The sequence below is a fragment of the Streptomyces sp. NPDC005774 genome, assembly GCF_042871645.1.
Lineage (GTDB): Bacteria > Actinomycetota > Actinomycetes > Streptomycetales > Streptomycetaceae > Streptomyces > Streptomyces pratens.
In genome coordinates, this window is record NZ_JBIAIV010000023.1 from 1 (window position 1) to 15,694 (window position 15,694).

Genomic DNA, 15,694 nt, shown 5'->3' on the forward strand with positions numbered 1-15,694 from the left:
CCGTCCGCTGCCTGCCCCTACCCCTCCGCGATCATGCCCCGCACACGAAGAAGCCCCTGCTCATCGAACAGGGACTCCCTTTGCCGCAACGCACTAAAGGGCTCTCCGAACCAACCGGCCCTGTGACCTGGGGCGATCAGGCGCGGAGCACAAAGGGCCGGGAGAGGACGGTGACGGTGATGGACAGGGTGGCCAGGGCGGTGATCGTGGGGCCGGGGCCGAGGTACAGGGCGAGGCCGCCGGCGAGTGCGGCGCCGAGGCCCTGCCAGGTCATCCGGCCGGCGGACTCCACGCCCTGGACCTGGCCGCGGACCGGGTCCGGGGTCAGCGCGAGAAGCTGTTCCTGGAGCGGCAGGGTGGCGGCGAACCCGGCACCGGCCACGAACACCGCGACCGCCGCCACCCAAGTGGGCGGGCTCGCGGCGAACAGCAGGTACGGCACGGCGAGCAGCAGCCGCAGGGCGAACGCGCAGCGGCGTCGCCGGCCGGCGGTGAGCAGTCGGCCGACGGTCAGGTCTCCGAGGAGCATGCCGGCCGAGCCTGCGGCCAGCAGGATGCCGGCGTGCTCCGGTTCGTAGGAGATGAACAGCGCCTCGCAGCCGACGATCAGGCCGTTGGGAACCCACAGGTTCAGCAGCAGCGCACGCCTGCCGGGGTGGGAGAAGAGCTCGGCGTTGGTCGCCCAGGTCCGGCGCAGTCCGGAGTGGGGACCGGGGCGGGCGTCGGAGCGGGCGCCCGGGCGGCCCGGGTCGGCCGGGCGGGTCGAGTACTCCCGGGCGGTCGTCGCCACGGCGACCAGCCCGAGTCCGGTCAGGACGGCGGCGACGGCGAAGACCTCGTGCGGGCTCAGGTACCGCAGCAGCAGGGCGCCTACGGCGAAGCCGAGGACGGCCGTGCCGCCCGAGGTGATGTTCATCAGCGACCGGGCGAGCGCGTACGCGGAGACCGGCACGACTTCGGCGAGCAGCCCCATCCGCGCTCCGGTGCCGAGGGACTGGAAGAACCCCAGGACCAGGAGGAGCCCGAACCGGGCGGGCAGGGGCAGCCCCGGAATCGCCTGCGCGGCCACGCCCGCCAGGGAGACGCACTGGAGCATGACCAGGATGCGGCGGGGACGTTTCCCGTCCGCGACCGACATCAGGGTCAGTGCGCCGAGCACGGTCGCGAACGTGGCGCCGTACATGCTCACGGCCGTCAGGAAAGGGGACCCGGTCCGGTCGTTGACCAGCGTACCGAGCGCGAAACCCGACAGGGTGCTCGCGGCGACCGTCAGCGTGAAGCCGATGTACAGGCCGGCGAACTCACGGTTGCGGAGCAGAGCGCGGTAGCCGGTGGCGGGAGGCGCGGTGGGTGGCGAAGCGGACGCGGAAAGGGGCACGCAAGGGGGCGCGGAGTAGTCGTCGGAAGGCATGAAAAAGCCTCCGAGCGTGCCCGCTGGGCGCCGGAGGCCATCTAGCACAGATTAACAGGGAGTTCGGTCGGCGGCCGCTCAATTCAGGTGGGTCGGTGCGAACATCCGCAGGACCGCGGGGAGGACGACCACGGACGGGCCCGGGGTGGCCAGGGCCGCCGCCAGGTCGTGTTCCAGCGTCTCGGGGGTGGCGCGCACCGCCGGGACTCCGAAGGACTCGGCCAAGGCCACGAAGTCCGGGCCGGTCAGGTCGGTTGCCGTGGGTTCGCCGTAGGCGTCGGTCATGTACTCGCGCAGGATGCCGTAGCCGCCGTCGTCGACGATCAGCCAGGTGACGTCGAGGTCGTACTGGCGGGCCGTGGCCAGTTCGGCGACGGAGTACAGGGCGCCGCCGTCTCCGGAGACCGCGAGGACCGGGCGGGTGGGGTCGGCGACCGCAGCGCCGAGGGCGGCCGGGAAACCGTAGCCGAGGCCTCCGGCGCCCTGGGCGGAGTGCAGCTGGTTGGGGCCCTTGGCGTCGAAGGCGGACCAGGCCCAGTAGGCCAGGATCGTCATGTCCCAGAAGGACGGCGCGTCGTCGGGCAGGGCGCGGCGGACGGACGCCAGCACCTCCTGTTCCAGGGTGAGTTCCTGGGCGGCGATGCGTTCGGCGACCTTCGACAGCAGTGTGCGGACGCGTTCCGGCGCCGCCCTGTCCTCGCGCGGCTCCACCGTCTCCAGCAGGGCCTGGAGTGCGAGGCGCGCGTCCGCGTGGATGCCGAGTGCCGGATGGTTGGACTCCAGCTTGCCGAGGTCTGCCTCGATCTGGACGATCCGGCCGCGCGGTGTGAACGTGTGGTAGTTCGAGGAGAGTTCGCCCAGGCCCGAGCCCACGACCAGGAGTACGTCGGCGTCCTCGAGGAAGTCCGTCGTGTGGCGGTCCTCCAGCCAGGACCGCAACGACAGCGGATGCGTCCAGGGGAAGGCCCCCTTACCGCCGGGGGTCGTCACGACCGGTGCCTGGATCAGCTCGGCGAGCTTGCGGAGCTTGCCCGAGGCGTCGGAACGGATCACTCCCCCGCCCGCGATGATCGCGGGGCGCTCCGCGTGCGTCAGCCAGTGGGCGGCGAGCGCGGTCAGTTCGGGGCGCGGGGGCAGTTCGTCGGGGGTGGCGTCCATGGCCGTCACGACCGGCAGGACCGTCGGGGCGTCCAGCACGTCCTGCGGGATCTCCACCCACACGGGACCGTGCGGCACCGTCAGCGCCGACTGCCAGGCCGCCGTGATCGCCGACGGGATCTGGGAGGCGGTGCGCACGGAGTGGACGGACTTGACCACGCCCCGGAACGAATCCGCCTGGTCGGGCAGTTCGTGCAGATAGCCGTGCCGGCCGCCGCCCAGCCCCGCCGTCGGCACCTGGCTGCCGATCGCCAGTACGGGGGCGGACGCGGCGGCGGCCTCCTGGAGCGCGGGCAGCGCGGTCAGCGCGCCCGGCCCGGTCGACAGCAGCAGCGGGGCCGCCTCGCCGGTGACGCGGCCGTACGCGTCCGCCGCGAAGGCGGCGTTGTTCTCCACCCGCAGGCCGACGTACCTGAGGTCCGAGCGGCGCAGGGCGTCGAACACGCCGAGCGCGTGCTGGCCGGGCAGCCCGAAGACGGTCGTCGCGCCGAGGCCGGCCAGGGTCTCCACGACCAGGTCCCCGCCGGTACGGCCATCGGGAGGGTTCAGCGCGGCCTCCGTCTGGGCCGGGGTCGGGCGGAGCACCAGGTCGTGGTCGTGGGTCACTTGCCCTCGTTCTCCTTGCGGGCCGCGGCGATCTGGCGGGACATGATCGTGGTCAGCTCGTACGCCGTGTGGGAGGCGGCGATCGAGGTGATCTCCGCGTGATCGTACGCGGGGGCCACCTCGACGAGGTCCGCCGAGACCAGGTTGCAGGAGGCCAGCCCGCGCAGGATCTCGAGGAGTTCGCGGGAGGTCAGACCGCCGGCCTCGGGGGTTCCGGTGCCGGGGGCGTGCGCCGGGTCCAGGCAGTCGATGTCGATGGAGATGTACAGCGGACGGTCGCCGATGCGCTGCCTCAGCTGGTCGGCGACCTCGTCGGCGCCCCTGCGGTAGACGTCCGCCGAGGTGACGATGCCGAAGCCCATCTTCTCGTCGTCGGTGAGGTCCTGCCGGCCGTAGAGCGGGCCCCGGATGCCGACGTGCGAGAGGGCGGAGGTGTCGAGGATGCCCTCCTCCACGGCCCGGCGGAACGGGGTGCCGTGCGTGTACTCGGCTCCGAAGTAGGTGTCCCAGGTGTCCAGGTGGGCGTCGAAGTGGAGCAGTGCGACCGGGCCGTGCTTCTTCGCGACCGAGCGGAGCAGCGGCAGGGCGATGGTGTGGTCGCCGCCGAGGGTCATCAGGCGGGCGCCGGTGCCGAGCAGGTCGTCGGCGGCGGCCTCGACGGTCTCGACGGCCTCGTTGATGTCGAACGGGTTGACGGCGATGTCGCCGCCGTCCGCGACCTGGGCGAGGGCGAAGGGGGAGGCGTCCTGCGCGGGGTTGTAGGGGCGCAGCAGCCGGGACGCCTCACGGATGGCGTTGCCGCCGAAGCGGGCGCCCGGCCGGTAGGAGACGCCCGAGTCGAACGGCACGCCCACCACGGCGATGTCCGTGCGGCCGACCTCGTCGAGGCGGGGCAGCCGGGCGAAGGTCGCGGGGCCCGCGTACCGGGGGACGCGGGAGGAGTCGACGGGCCCGCGGGGCGTCTCGTTGCTGCTCATGGGTAATGCCTTCTTTCCTACGCTTCGCCGCGTATGCACTGCCTGCCGCATGACTTTACCGGCGCCGGGGACCTGGTTCCCGGTCGCACTGTCGGCGACGTTAGGTGGCCGGAAAGCGGCTGCAAAGTGTACGTTTCATCCACTTGGAACGAGCAACATGGAGGAAACGTCCACCATGCCGGATCCCACGGTTCCCCCCACGCCTCCGGTGCCCCTGGACGCACTCCTGGCACGGGAGGATCTGGGCCTGCGCCGGGTCGCCGGGCCGTCGGGCCCGGGCATCGTCGTGCGCTGGGCGCACACCTCGGAGATGGCCGACCCGTACCCGTATCTGCTGGGCGGTGAGCTGCTGCTGTCGGCGGGGGTGCACATCCCGGACGGGGCGGGCCCGGGGTACTTCGACGCCTATGTGTCCCGGATCGTGGCGGCGGGCGGCGCGGCGCTCGGTTTCGGCCTGGCTCCGGTGCACGACACCATGCCCGAGGCGCTGGTCGCGGCCTGCGATCTCCAGGGGCTGCCGCTGCTGGAGGTGCCGCCGCGGACCACGTTCTCCGGGGTGGCCCGCGCGGTGTGGCAACTGATGGCGCAGGCCCGGCTGGCGGAGCTGCGCCGCGTGACGGAGGCCCACCGCAGTCTCGCCTCCGCCGCCGCCCGCCCGGACCCGGTCCCCTCGGTCCTGCACCGCCTCTCCCGGCACCTGGACGGCCGGGCGGTCCTCTTCGGCCCCGAGGGCACACAGATCGCCGCCGCGGGCCGCACCCGGGGCGAGGAGACCGACACGGCCCTGGCGAAACTGGCCGAGGTGGTACGCCCGACGGTCCCGGACGAGCACCGGCCGGCCCCGACGAGTGGAACGGGGCCCAGGGCGGTCCCCGCGAACAGCGTTCCGGCCTCCCCGGCCGGGCAGGCGCGGTCCCGCCCCTCTCCCGCCTCCGCCACGGACACGGTCGCCGGTGTCCGGCTGGCCGCCTACGCGCTCGGGGCCGGGCACGGGTTCGTGCTGGGTGTCGCGGCCCCGGCGCGGGACTCCGGGGATCACACCATCGCGTCCGTGGCCGCGGTGCTGCTCTCCCTGCTGACCGGTGAGCAGCAGAGCGGTACCGGCGCGGCCCGCTCCGCCGCGCTCGTACGGCTGCTGCTGGGAAGCGCGCCGGAGGAGGTGGCGCCGCTGCTCGGCGGCGAACCGTGGCGGGTCGTGCACGCGCGCCGGACCGTACGGCCCTCGGAAGTACAGCACTCGGAGGCCCGGTCCCCGGGGGCGCGGTCCCCGGAGATACGGCCCCCGGACGCCCTGAAGGCATCCGCGCTCGGCGCGGCGCTCGGGTCGGCGCTGGTGGATCCGGCGGACGGGGTCGTGCGGGTGCTCGTGCCGGCCGGACGGGAGCCGGAGGCGCAACCGGGCTGGACCCTGGGGGTCAGTGCCGCCGTCGCCCCGGACGACTGGCCGGCGGCCGACACCCAGGCGGCCCGCGCGCTGGCCCGCGCCCGTGCCACCCGGGCCCCGCTCGTCGTGCACGGCTCCCGCCCCGCGCTGGACGAGCTGGTCCCCGCGGCGGACGCCCGGGCCCACGCCCGCATGCTGCTCGCCCCGTTGGCGGGTACGCCCGCGCTCATCGGCACCCTGCGCACCTGGCTGTCCCTGCACGGCAGTTGGGACCGCACCGCGGTGGCCCTGTCCGTGCACCGCAACACCGTGCGGCAGCGGATCGCCCGGTGCGCGGCCCTGCTGGACGCCGACCTGGACGACCCGGACGTACGCATGGACCTGTGGTTCGCCCTGCGCCACACCTGACCTCCCCGCACCACCCGGAAGGTCCGGCCGCTCTGAGTACGCGTACGGAGACCGTCCGAGTACGTGACGCACGCCCCAGGGGGCGATACCCAGGGACGCCCGCTCCGACCTGCTCCACAATGGGGGCATGCCGATATCCGGGACGCCCAGCCGCGCCGAACTCCTCGCCCACCTCGCCACCACGCGCATCGCGGGTGCCGTCGCCACCCCGCGCGAGAACAATCTCTCCCACTACCGCAAGCTGGCGAACGGCGACCGCCACTACTGGCTCGGCCTGGAGCTCGGCGACCGCTGGAGCGACGAGCAGGACGTGCTCGCGGTGATGGCGGAGCGGGCCGGGGTCAGCGACGACGCCGAGCACCGGTACGGCCAGGACACCATCGATCCCGAGCTGACCGTGGCCGCCCTGGAGCGGATGGCGGGGCGGCTGCGGAAGGCGGCGGACGGGCAGCAGCGGGTGCTGCTGGCCACCGGTCATCCCGGCGGCCTGCTCGACGTGCACCGCGCCACGGCCGCCGGGCTGCGCGCCGCCGGCTGCGAGATCGTGGTGATCCCGGACGGGCTGGCCACCGACGAGGGCTACGTGATGCAGTTCGCGGACGTGGCGGTGCTGGAGCACGGGGCCACACTGTGGCACACCCACTCCGGTGAGCCGATGAAGGCCATTCTCACCGCCCTGGAGCGCGAGGGCCGCCCGCTGCCCGACCTGGTGGTCGCCGACCACGGCTGGGCGGGCGCCGCGGGGCAGTACGGCGTCGACTCCGTCGGCTACGCGGACTGCAACGACCCGGCGCTGTTCCTGGCCGAGGCGGAGGGCACCCTCCAGGTGACGGTCCCCCTCGACGACCATGTGGTCAGCCCCCGCCACTACGACGCGATGACGGCGTACCTGCTGGCGGAGGCGGGACTGGACCAGGGCGCTCGTTAGGGACGGCCGTCAGGACGGGCGTGGTGGCTCCTCGCGTGGGACGCGGACCAGGCCCTCCTGGATGACCGAGACCGCGAGGCGGCCGTCCTGGGTGTAGATGCGGGCCTGGCCGAGGCCCCGGCCGCCGTGCGTGGACGGGGACTGCTGGTCGTACAGCAGCCATGCGTCGGCACGGAACGGCCGGTGGAACCACATGGCGTGGTCGAGGGAGGCTCCGACCACGTCCCCCACCGCCCAGCCGCCGCGGCCGTGCGCGAGCAGCACCGAGTCCAGCAGCGTCATGTCGGAGACGTAGGTGGCGAGGACGACGTGCAGCAGCGGTTCGTCGATCTCACCGCCGAGTTTGCCGTCGGTGCGGAACCACACCTGGGAGTGGGGTGCGCGGGGCTCGCCGAAGCGGCCGTAGGGCGGCTCGTCGACGTAGCGCAGGTCCACGGCCCCGCGGGCCTCCAGGAAGCGCTCGACGACGTCGGGGTCGAGGTGCCGGTAGTCGCGCAGCCGTGCCTGGGAGGTGGGGAGCGTGTCCGGGTCGGGCGCGGACGGCATCGGCTCCTGGTGCTCCAGGCCCTCCTCGTGCTTCTGGAAGGACGCCGAGAGGTGGAAGATCGGCTTGCCGTGCTGGACCGCGACGACCCGGCGGGTGGTGAAGGAGCGGCCGTCACGGATCCGGTCGACGGTGTAGACGATGGGCGCGCCGGCGTCGCCGGGGCGCAGGAAGTACGCGTGCAGGGAGTGGGCGGGCCGGTCCGCGGGGACGGTCCGCCCGGCGGCGACCAGCGCCTGCGCGGCGACCTGCCCGCCGAAGACCCGGGGGACGACGGCGAAGCGGGACTGACCGCGGAAGATGTTCTCCTCGATCTGCTCGAGGTCGAGCAGATCGAGGAGATCCTGTAGTGCCTGGCTCATGGGTCAGTTGTACCGGTGCTCGTAGAGGCCAGGGATGTCGGACGCCTTACAGGCCCATGTCCTTGGCGATGATCGACTTCATGATCTCGCTGGTGCCGCCGTAGATGCGGTTGACACGGTTGTCCGCGTACAGGCGGGCGATCGGGTACTCGTTCATGTAGCCGTAGCCGCCGTGCAGTTGGAGGCAGCGGTCGATGACGCGGTGCGCGACCTCGGTGCAGAACAGCTTGGCGGAGGCGGCCTCGGCGGGGGTGAGCTCGCCCGCGTCCAGGGCCTCGGTGGCGCGGTCGGCGACGGCCTCGGCGGCGTCCACCTCGGCCTGGCAGGCGGCCAGCTCGAACTTGGTGTTCTGGAAGTGGGCGACCGGCTTGCCGAAGACGGTGCGCTCCTGCACGTACTGCTTGGCGAACCGGACGGCGGCCTTGGCCTGCGCGTAGGCGCCGAAGGCGATGCCCCAGCGCTCGGAGGCCAGGTTGTGGCCGAGGTAGGAGAAGCCCTTGTTCTCCTCGCCGAGGAGGTCCTCGACGGGAACCTTGACGTCGACGAACGCCAGCTCGGCGGTGTCGGAGGTCTTCAGGCCGAGCTTGTCGAGCTTGCGGCCGACGGAGTAGCCCTCGGACTTGGTGTCGACGGCGAACAGGGAGATGCCGTGGCGGCGGTCCTCCGCGGTCGGGGCGTCGGTGCGGGCGCAGACGATCACCTTGTCGGCGTGGACGCCGCCGGTGATGAAGGTCTTGGCTCCGTTGAGGACGTAGTGGCTGCCGTCCTCGCTGAGCTTGGCGGTGGTCTTCATGCCCGCGAGGTCGGAGCCGGTGCCCGGCTCGGTCATCGCGATGGCCCACATCTCCTCGCCGGTGGCGAACTTGGGCAGGTAGCGCTTCTTCTGCTCGTCGGTGGCGAGCATCTTGAGGTACGGCAGGGCGAGCAGCACGTGCACGCCGGAGCCGCCGAACTGCACGCCGGCGCGAGCGGTCTCCTCGTAGAGGATCGCCTCGAACTTGTAGGTGTCCATGCCCGCGCCGCCGAACTCCTCGGGCACGCTGATCCCGAAGATGCCCAGCTCACCGAGCTTGTAGTAGAAGTCGCGGGGCGCCTGGCCCGCCGCGAACCACTCGTCGTAGACCGGGACGACCTCGGCCTCGATGAAGTCGCGGATGGTCTCCCGGAAAGCCTCGTGGTCCTCGTTGAACACCGTACGGCGCACGCCGCCACCCTCCTTCGCGCCTGGTCCGGCGCCGCTCTCGCGTTCCTGGTTGCCCGACGTCGGGCGCTCTGCCACCTGGCCGCCCAACATGCCTAAGCGCTTGCTCAGAGACTCAACCGTACCGGCGAGTAGCCAGAGCCGTCCAGACCACGAACCCCGTAACGCTCGTCACGTACCCCAGGGCCGGGCACCCGGCGAGCCGGCCCCGGGGAGGGCCCAGAACGGGGAGTCCGAGGTCGGGCCGAACCCGGCCGGGCCGGACCCCGGGTCGGCCCGAGCCCTGAGTCAGCCCGAGCCCCAGGCCGGGCCGGGCCCCAGGTCAGGTCGGGCCCGCCGCGGCGAAGGCCCCGCGGGCCATTCGGTGCAGGAGCGCCGCAGTCGTGGCGCGGCCGGGCAGGGAGCCGGGCCGGGTGAGGTGCGGAGTGGAGTTGAGCAGCCCGAACACGGAGTGCACGGCCGAGCGTGCGGCGGGTTCGGCGAGGTCCGGGTACAGCGCGCGCACCACCCCGACCCACAGTTCGACGTACTGCCGCTGCAACTGCCGCACCAGTTTGCGGTCGGTGTCCCGGAGGCGGTCCAGCTCACGGTCGTGCAGGGTGATGAGGGGCCGGTCGTCGAGCGCGAAGTCGATGTGGCCCTCGATCAGCGAGTCCAGGACCACCTCGGGAGCCGCCTCGTCGACCTCCTTCAGGCGCTGCTTCGCACCGGTGAGCAGCTGGCCGCTGATCCCCACCAGCAGCTCCGCGAGCATCGCGTCCTTGCCCGGGAAGTGCCGGTACAGACCGGGGCCGCTGATGCCGACCGCGGCACCTATCTCGTCGACCCCGACTCCGTGGAAACCGCGCTCGGCGAACAGCCGCGCGGCCTCCTTGAGGATCTGCTCGCGGCGGGTCGGGGCATCGGTTCTGGTGGCCATGTAATCGATTCTAGACAGCGGGGTTAGCGGTCGTTAACCTGAGGGAAATCCGTTAACGGTCATTAACCAGGCGAGGGGACCGGCAGATGGACGAGGCACCGGAACTTCACAGCGCGGCCGATCCCGCGTCGGAGTCCTTTCGGGCCAACGAGCAGGCGCACCACGCGCTCGTCGAGGAGCTGCGCGCCAAACTGGCGGCGGCCGCGCTCGGCGGCGGCGAGCGGGCGCGGGCCCGGCACACCGCGCGGGGCAAACTGCTGCCGCGCGAGCGCGTGGACACCCTTCTCGACCCCGGTTCGCCCTTCCTGGAGCTGGCCCCGCTGGCGGCCGACGGAATGTACGAGGGGCAGGCCCCGGCGGCCGGGGTGATCGCCGGGATCGGGCGGGTCGCCGGGCGCGCGTGCGTGGTGGTCGCCAACGACGCGACCGTCAAGGGCGGCACGTACTACCCGATGACGGTGAAGAAGCACCTGCGCGCACAGGAGGTGGCCCTGGACAACCGGCTGCCCTGTGTCTACCTGGTGGACTCCGGCGGGGCGTTCCTGCCGATGCAGGACGAGGTGTTCCCCGACCGGGACCACTTCGGGCGGATCTTCTACAACCAGGCCCGGATGTCCGGCGCCGGCATCCCGCAGATCGCGGCGGTGCTGGGTTCGTGCACGGCGGGCGGGGCGTACGTCCCGGCGATGAGCGACGAGGCGGTGATCGTCCGCGGCCAGGGCACGATCTTCCTCGGCGGCCCGCCCCTGGTGAAGGCGGCCACCGGCGAGGTGGTCACGGCGGAGGAGCTGGGCGGCGGTGAGGTGCACTCCCGGGTCTCCGGCGTCACCGACCATCTCGCCGAGGACGACGCGCACGCGCTCAGGATCGTGCGGAACATCGTCGCGACCCTCCCGGCGCGCGGTCCGCTCCCCTGGGGGGTCGAGCAGGCCGTGGAGCCCAAGGTCGACCCGCTGTCGCTGTACGGCGCGGTCCCGGTCGACTCCCGTACGCCGTACGACGTGCGGGAGGTCATCGCGCGCGTGGTGGACGGGTCGCGTTTCGCCGAGTTCAAGGCGGAGTTCGGGCAGACCCTGGTCACCGGTTTCGCCCGGATCCACGGCCATCCGGTGGGGATCGTCGCCAACAACGGCATCCTGTTCTCCGAATCGGCCCAGAAGGGCGCCCACTTCATCGAGCTGTGCGACCAGCGCGGCATCCCGCTGGTGTTCCTGCAGAACATCTCCGGCTTCATGGTCGGCAAGGACTACGAGGCCGGCGGCATCGCCAAGCACGGCGCCAAGATGGTGACGGCGGTGGCGTGCACGCGGGTGCCGAAGCTGACGGTGGTGGTCGGCGGTTCGTACGGCGCGGGCAACTACTCGATGTGCGGCAGGGCCTACTCGCCCCGCTTCCTGTGGATGTGGCCGGGCGCCAAGATCTCGGTCATGGGCGGCGAACAGGCCGCCTCGGTGCTGGCGACGGTCAAACGCGACCAGTCGGAGGCCCGCGGGGAGAGCTGGCCGGCCGAGGACGAGGAGGCGTTCAAGGCGCCGATCCGCGCGCAGTACGAGCGGCAGGGGAACGCCTACTACGCGACGGCCCGCCTGTGGGACGACGGGGTGATCGACCCGATGGAGACCCGGCAGGTCCTGGGCCTGGCTCTGACCGCGTGCGCCAACGCGCCACTGAGTGACCCTCAGTTCGGCGTCTTCCGGATGTGAGGGGACCTCAGACGATGTCAGGTCAGATGTTCGAGACAGTGCTGGTGGCCAACCGGGGCGAGATCGCCGTCCGGGTCATCCGCACCCTGCGGTCGATGGGCGTGCGCTCGGTGGCCGTCTTCTCCGACGCGGACGCCGACGCCCGGCACGTCCGCGAGGCCGACACGGCGGTCCGGATCGGTCCGGCGCCGGCCGCGGAGAGCTATCTGTCGGTGGAGCGGCTGCTGGAGGCCGCCGCCCGCACCGGCGCCCGGGCGGTGCACCCCGGGTACGGTTTCCTCGCCGAGAACGCGGGGTTCGCGCGGGCGTGCGAGGAGGCGGGGCTGGCCTTCATCGGGCCGGGCGCCGACGCGATCTCCCTGATGGGCGACAAGATCCGCGCGAAGGAGACGGTGAAGGCGGCCGGGGTCCCGGTCGTCCCCGGTTCCAGCGGCAGCGGCCTGACGGACGAGCAGCTCGCCGACGCGGCCCGCGAGATCCGCATGCCGGTGCTGCTGAAGCCCTCCGCGGGCGGCGGCGGCAAGGGCATGCGGCTGGTACGGGACGCGGGCGGGCTCGCCGACGAGATCGCCGCAGCCCGCCGCGAGGCCCGCGCCTCCTTCGGCGACGACACGCTGCTCGTCGAGCGGTGGATCGACCGCCCCCGGCACATCGAGATCCAGGTGCTGGCCGACGGCCACGGCAATGTCGTCCACCTCGGTGAGCGCGAGTGCTCCCTCCAGCGACGTCACCAGAAGATCATCGAGGAGGCGCCCAGTGTGCTCCTCGACGAGGAGACCCGGGCCGCGATGGGCGAGGCTGCCGTGCAGGCGGCCCGCTCCTGCGGCTACCGGAGCGCGGGCACGGTGGAGTTCATCGTGCCGGGCAATGATCCCGCCTCGTACTACTTCATGGAGATGAACACCCGTCTCCAGGTGGAACACCCGGTCACCGAACTCATCACGGGGCTGGACCTGGTGGAGTGGCAGCTGCGGGTGGCGGCGGGCGAGCGGCTCGGCTTCGCGCAGGAGGACGTCCGGCTCACCGGTCACGCCGTCGAGGCCCGTGTCTGCGCCGAAGACCCCTCCCGCGGCTTCCTCCCCTCCGGCGGCACGGTGCTGAAGCTGCGCGAACCCCAGGGCGACGGGATCCGTACCGACTCCGGCCTCACCGAGGGCACGGAGGTCGGCAGCCTCTACGACCCGATGCTGTCCAAGGTGATCGCGTACGGCCCCGACCGCGCGACCGCGCTGCGCAAGCTCCGGGCGGCGCTCGCGGAGACGGTCACGCTGGGCGTGCCGACCAACGCCGGGTTCCTGCGGCGGCTGCTCGCGCACCCGGCGGTGGTCAGCGGCGACCTGGACACGGGGCTGGTGGAACGCGAGGCGGAGAGCCTGGTCTCCGCCGACGTCCCCGAGGAGGTCTACGAGGCGGCGGCGGCCGTACGGCTGGACGCGCTGCGTCCGCGCGGCGACGGCTGGACGGACCCGTTCTCGGTGCCGGACGGCTGGCGTCTGGGGGGTACGCCGAGGCCGGTCGCGTTCGACTTGCGAGTGACGGGACGTGAACCCGTGGCACACATGGCCCGCGGCTCCCACACCGTCACCGACGACCGCGTGTCGGTGACGCTGGACGGCGTCCGGCACACCTTCCACCGCGCCGCCGACTGGCTCGGCCGGGACGGCGACGCCTGGCACGTGCGCGACCACGACCCGGTGGCCGCGTCCCTGAACCGCGCGGCGCATTCCGGCGCCGACTCGCTGACCGCGCCGATGCCCGGCACGGTGACGGTGGTGAAGGTCGCCGTCGGCGACGAGGTGAGCGCGGGCCAGAGCCTGCTGGTGGTGGAGGCGATGAAGATGGAGCACGTCATCTCCGCCCCGCACGCCGGCACGGTCACCGAGCTGGACGTGGCCCCGGGCACGACGGTCGCGATGGACCAGGTACTGGCGGTCATCGCGCCCGCGGCCACGGAGGAGGAGAGGACGGCATGAACGCCTCGGAACCGGGCCTGCCCATGGCCGTACCGGCCGAGGGACTGCCCGCACGCGTGCGGATCCACGAGGTCGGCGCACGCGACGGACTGCAGAACGAGAAGGCGACCGTCCCGACGGAGGTGAAGGCGGAGTTCATCCGCCGCCTGGCCGGCACGGGCCTGACCACGATCGAGGCGACGAGCTTCGTCCACCCCACGTGGGTGCCCCAGCTGGCGGACGCCGAGGAGCTGTACCCGGCGGTCGCCGACCTGCCGGTGTCGCTGCCGGTCCTGGTGCCCAACGCACGGGGTCTGGACCGCGCGCTGACGCTCGGCGCCCGCCGGGTCGCCGTCTTCGCCAGCGCCACGGAGTCCTTCGCCAAGGCCAACCTCAACCGCACGGTGGACGAGGCACTGGCGATGTTCGAGCCGGTGGTGAGCCGGGCGAAGGCACAGGACGTCCATGTCCGGGGCTATCTGTCGATGTGCTTCGGCGACCCCTGGGAGGGCGCGGTCCCCCTTCCCCAGGTGGTGAAGGTCTGCAGGGCCCTGCTCGACATGGGCTGCGACGAGCTGAGCCTGGGAGACACCATCGGGGTGGCGACCCCGGGCCATGTGACCGCCCTGCTCACCGCGCTCGCCGAGGCGGGCGTGCCCGTGAGCGCCCTGGGCGTGCACTTCCACGACACCTACGGCCAGGCCCTGTCCAACACACTGGCCGCGCTCCAGCAGGGCGTCACCACCGTCGACGCCTCCGCCGGCGGACTGGGCGGCTGCCCGTACGCGAAGTCCGCCACCGGCAACCTCGCCACCGAAGACCTCGTGTGGATGCTGCGCGGACTCGGCATCGACACCGGAGTCGACCTCGGCCGTCTCGTCGCCACAAGCGTCTGGATGGCCGCCCACCTGGGCCGGCCCAGCCCGTCCCGCACCGTCCGAGCCCTCTCCCACCAGGAGCAGTGAACGACATGGACCACAAGCTCTCCCCCGAACTGGAAGAACTCCGCCGTACGGTCGAGGAGTTCGCGCACGACGTCGTGGCGCCGAAGATCGGCGACTTCTACGAGCGGCACGAGTTCCCGTACGAGATCGTCCGGGAGATGGGCCGCATGGGCCTGTTCGGCCTGCCGTTCCCGGAGGAGTACGGCGGGATGGGCGGCGACTACTTCGCGCTGGGTGTGGCCCTGGAGGAACTGGCCCGGGTGGACTCGTCGGTGGCGATCACCCTGGAGGCCGGGGTCTCGCTGGGCGCGATGCCGGTCCACCTGTTCGGCACGGAGGAGCAGAAGCGCGAGTGGCTGCCCCGGCTGTGTACAGGTGAAATCCTGGGCGCGTTCGGCCTGACGGAGCCGGACGGCGGCAGTGACGCGGGCGCGACCCGCACCACGGCCCGGCTGGACGAGGCGACGAACGAATGGGTCATCAACGGCACCAAGTGCTTCATCACCAACTCGGGCACGGACATCACGGGCCTGGTCACGGTGACGGCGGTGACCGGGCGGAAGCCCGACGGCAGGCCGCTGATCTCGGCGATCATCGTCCCGTCGGGCACCCCGGGGTTCACGGTGGCGGCCCCGTACTCGAAGGTCGGCTGGAACGCGTCGGACACGCGGGAGCTGTCCTTCGCGGACGTGCGGGTCCCGGCGGCGAACCTGCTGGGCGAACAGGGCCGGGGCTACGCCCAGTTCCTGCGCATCCTCGACGAGGGACGCATCGCCATCGCGGCCCTGGGCACGGGTCTCGCGCAGGGCTGTGTGGACGAGTCGGTGAAGTACGCCAAGGAGCGGCATGCCTTCGGGCGGCCGATCGGCGCCAACCAGGCCATCCAGTTCAAGATCGCGGACATGGAGATGAAGGCCCACACGGCCCGCCTCGCCTGGCGTGACGCGGCGAGCCGTCTGGTGGCCGGCGAGCCCTTCAAGAAGGAGGCGGCGCTGGCCAAGCTGTACTCGTCCACGGTCGCCGTGGACAACGCCCGTGACGCCACCCAGATCCACGGCGGCTACGGCTTCATGAACGAGTACCCGGTCGCCCGCATGTGGCGCGACTCCAAGATCCTGGAGATCGGCGAGGGCACCAGCGAGGTCCAGCGGATGCTGATCGCGCGGGAGTTGGGCCTGCCGACGAGTTGACGGCCCA

General features: G+C 72.3%; 12 protein-coding genes. 6 read left to right on the forward strand and 6 right to left on the reverse strand.

The genetic code is table 11. From position 1 onward, the window contains the following. Positions 1 to 136: 136 nt before the first annotated feature. The 3 genes from ACFYQA_RS21065 to speB form a co-directional block, all read right to left on the reverse strand. Positions 137 to 1,411 carry an MFS transporter gene (locus ACFYQA_RS21065; protein WP_388919841.1) on the reverse strand — a complete coding sequence of 425 codons (1,275 nt, stop codon included), beginning with the start codon at positions 1,409 to 1,411 and terminating at the stop codon, positions 137 to 139. Between the two features lie 78 nt (positions 1,412 to 1,489). After that, complete coding sequence (locus tag ACFYQA_RS21070; RefSeq protein WP_388919844.1) at positions 1,490 to 3,175, reverse strand: thiamine pyrophosphate-binding protein; 1,686 nt, start codon at positions 3,173 to 3,175, stop codon at positions 1,490 to 1,492. Beyond that, the gene (gene speB, locus ACFYQA_RS21075; protein WP_332427870.1) at positions 3,172 to 4,152 is read right to left on the reverse strand and encodes an agmatinase; all 981 of its coding nucleotides are present in this window, start codon (positions 4,150 to 4,152) and stop codon (positions 3,172 to 3,174) included. The genes ACFYQA_RS21070 and speB overlap by 4 nt, the downstream gene beginning before the upstream one ends. Positions 4,153 to 4,327: 175 nt before the next feature. Between speB and ACFYQA_RS21080 the strand changes: the two genes are divergently transcribed. Both ACFYQA_RS21080 and ACFYQA_RS21085 read left to right on the forward strand, forming a co-directional pair. After that, on the forward strand, positions 4,328 to 5,944 hold the full coding sequence (locus ACFYQA_RS21080) for a PucR family transcriptional regulator (RefSeq protein ID WP_388919847.1): 1,617 nt from the start codon (positions 4,328 to 4,330) through the stop codon (positions 5,942 to 5,944). 127 nt (positions 5,945 to 6,071) lie between these two features. Continuing rightward, positions 6,072 to 6,872, forward strand: a complete 801-nt coding sequence (locus ACFYQA_RS21085) for a phosphatase (RefSeq protein WP_388919850.1) — start codon at positions 6,072 to 6,074, stop codon at positions 6,870 to 6,872. 9 nt (positions 6,873 to 6,881) lie between these two features. Here the strand turns inward: ACFYQA_RS21085 and ACFYQA_RS21090 are convergent, their stop codons facing one another. The 3 genes from ACFYQA_RS21090 to ACFYQA_RS21100 form a co-directional block, all read right to left on the reverse strand. Continuing rightward, positions 6,882 to 7,778, reverse strand: a complete 897-nt coding sequence (locus ACFYQA_RS21090) for an acyl-CoA thioesterase (protein WP_388919853.1) — start codon at positions 7,776 to 7,778, stop codon at positions 6,882 to 6,884. Between the two features lie 46 nt (positions 7,779 to 7,824). After that, positions 7,825 to 8,982 (reverse strand): acyl-CoA dehydrogenase family protein, encoded by a 1,158-nt coding sequence (locus ACFYQA_RS21095; RefSeq protein WP_388919856.1) that lies wholly within the window; start codon positions 8,980 to 8,982, stop codon positions 7,825 to 7,827. A gap of 319 nt (positions 8,983 to 9,301) precedes the next feature. Continuing rightward, positions 9,302 to 9,898: a TetR/AcrR family transcriptional regulator gene (locus ACFYQA_RS21100; RefSeq protein ID WP_388919859.1), complete on the reverse strand. Its 597-nt coding sequence runs from the start codon at positions 9,896 to 9,898 to the stop codon at positions 9,302 to 9,304. 86 nt (positions 9,899 to 9,984) lie between these two features. Between ACFYQA_RS21100 and ACFYQA_RS21105 the strand changes: the two genes are divergently transcribed. From ACFYQA_RS21105 to ACFYQA_RS21120, 4 genes are read left to right on the forward strand one after another with little or no spacing between them, the layout of a single operon-like run. After that, the gene (locus tag ACFYQA_RS21105; protein ID WP_388919862.1) at positions 9,985 to 11,601 is read left to right on the forward strand and encodes a carboxyl transferase domain-containing protein; all 1,617 of its coding nucleotides are present in this window, start codon (positions 9,985 to 9,987) and stop codon (positions 11,599 to 11,601) included. Between the two features lie 26 nt (positions 11,602 to 11,627). Then, on the forward strand, positions 11,628 to 13,574 hold the full coding sequence (locus tag ACFYQA_RS21110; protein WP_388919864.1) for an acetyl/propionyl/methylcrotonyl-CoA carboxylase subunit alpha: 1,947 nt from the start codon (positions 11,628 to 11,630) through the stop codon (positions 13,572 to 13,574). Next, complete coding sequence (locus ACFYQA_RS21115) at positions 13,571 to 14,518, forward strand: hydroxymethylglutaryl-CoA lyase (RefSeq protein WP_388919866.1); 948 nt, start codon at positions 13,571 to 13,573, stop codon at positions 14,516 to 14,518. Before ACFYQA_RS21110 ends, ACFYQA_RS21115 begins: the two co-directional genes overlap by 4 nt. 5 nt (positions 14,519 to 14,523) lie before the next feature. Then, positions 14,524 to 15,687 carry an acyl-CoA dehydrogenase family protein gene (locus ACFYQA_RS21120; protein ID WP_388919868.1) on the forward strand — a complete coding sequence of 388 codons (1,164 nt, stop codon included), beginning with the start codon at positions 14,524 to 14,526 and terminating at the stop codon, positions 15,685 to 15,687. The last annotated feature ends 7 nt before the right edge of the window (positions 15,688 to 15,694 follow it).

What these genes read in the sequence shown, in the direction of transcription:
- speB (WP_332427870.1), bottom strand. Translation starts at nt 4,152, where the DNA reads ATGAGCAGCAACGAGACGCCCCGCGGGCCCGTCGACTCCTCCCGCGTC.
- ACFYQA_RS21100 (WP_388919859.1), bottom strand. Translation starts at nt 9,898, where the DNA reads ATGGCCACCAGAACCGATGCCCCGACCCGCCGCGAGCAGATCCTCAAG.
- ACFYQA_RS21120 (WP_388919868.1), top strand. Translation starts at nt 14,524, where the DNA reads ATGGACCACAAGCTCTCCCCCGAACTGGAAGAACTCCGCCGTACGGTC.
- ACFYQA_RS21090 (WP_388919853.1), bottom strand. Translation starts at nt 7,778, where the DNA reads ATGAGCCAGGCACTACAGGATCTCCTCGATCTGCTCGACCTCGAGCAG.
- ACFYQA_RS21065 (WP_388919841.1), bottom strand. Translation starts at nt 1,411, where the DNA reads ATGCCTTCCGACGACTACTCCGCGCCCCCTTGCGTGCCCCTTTCCGCG.
- ACFYQA_RS21085 (WP_388919850.1), top strand. Translation starts at nt 6,072, where the DNA reads ATGCCGATATCCGGGACGCCCAGCCGCGCCGAACTCCTCGCCCACCTC.
- ACFYQA_RS21115 (WP_388919866.1), top strand. Translation starts at nt 13,571, where the DNA reads ATGAACGCCTCGGAACCGGGCCTGCCCATGGCCGTACCGGCCGAGGGA.
- ACFYQA_RS21105 (WP_388919862.1), top strand. Translation starts at nt 9,985, where the DNA reads ATGGACGAGGCACCGGAACTTCACAGCGCGGCCGATCCCGCGTCGGAG.
- ACFYQA_RS21110 (WP_388919864.1), top strand. Translation starts at nt 11,628, where the DNA reads ATGTTCGAGACAGTGCTGGTGGCCAACCGGGGCGAGATCGCCGTCCGG.
- ACFYQA_RS21080 (WP_388919847.1), top strand. Translation starts at nt 4,328, where the DNA reads ATGCCGGATCCCACGGTTCCCCCCACGCCTCCGGTGCCCCTGGACGCA.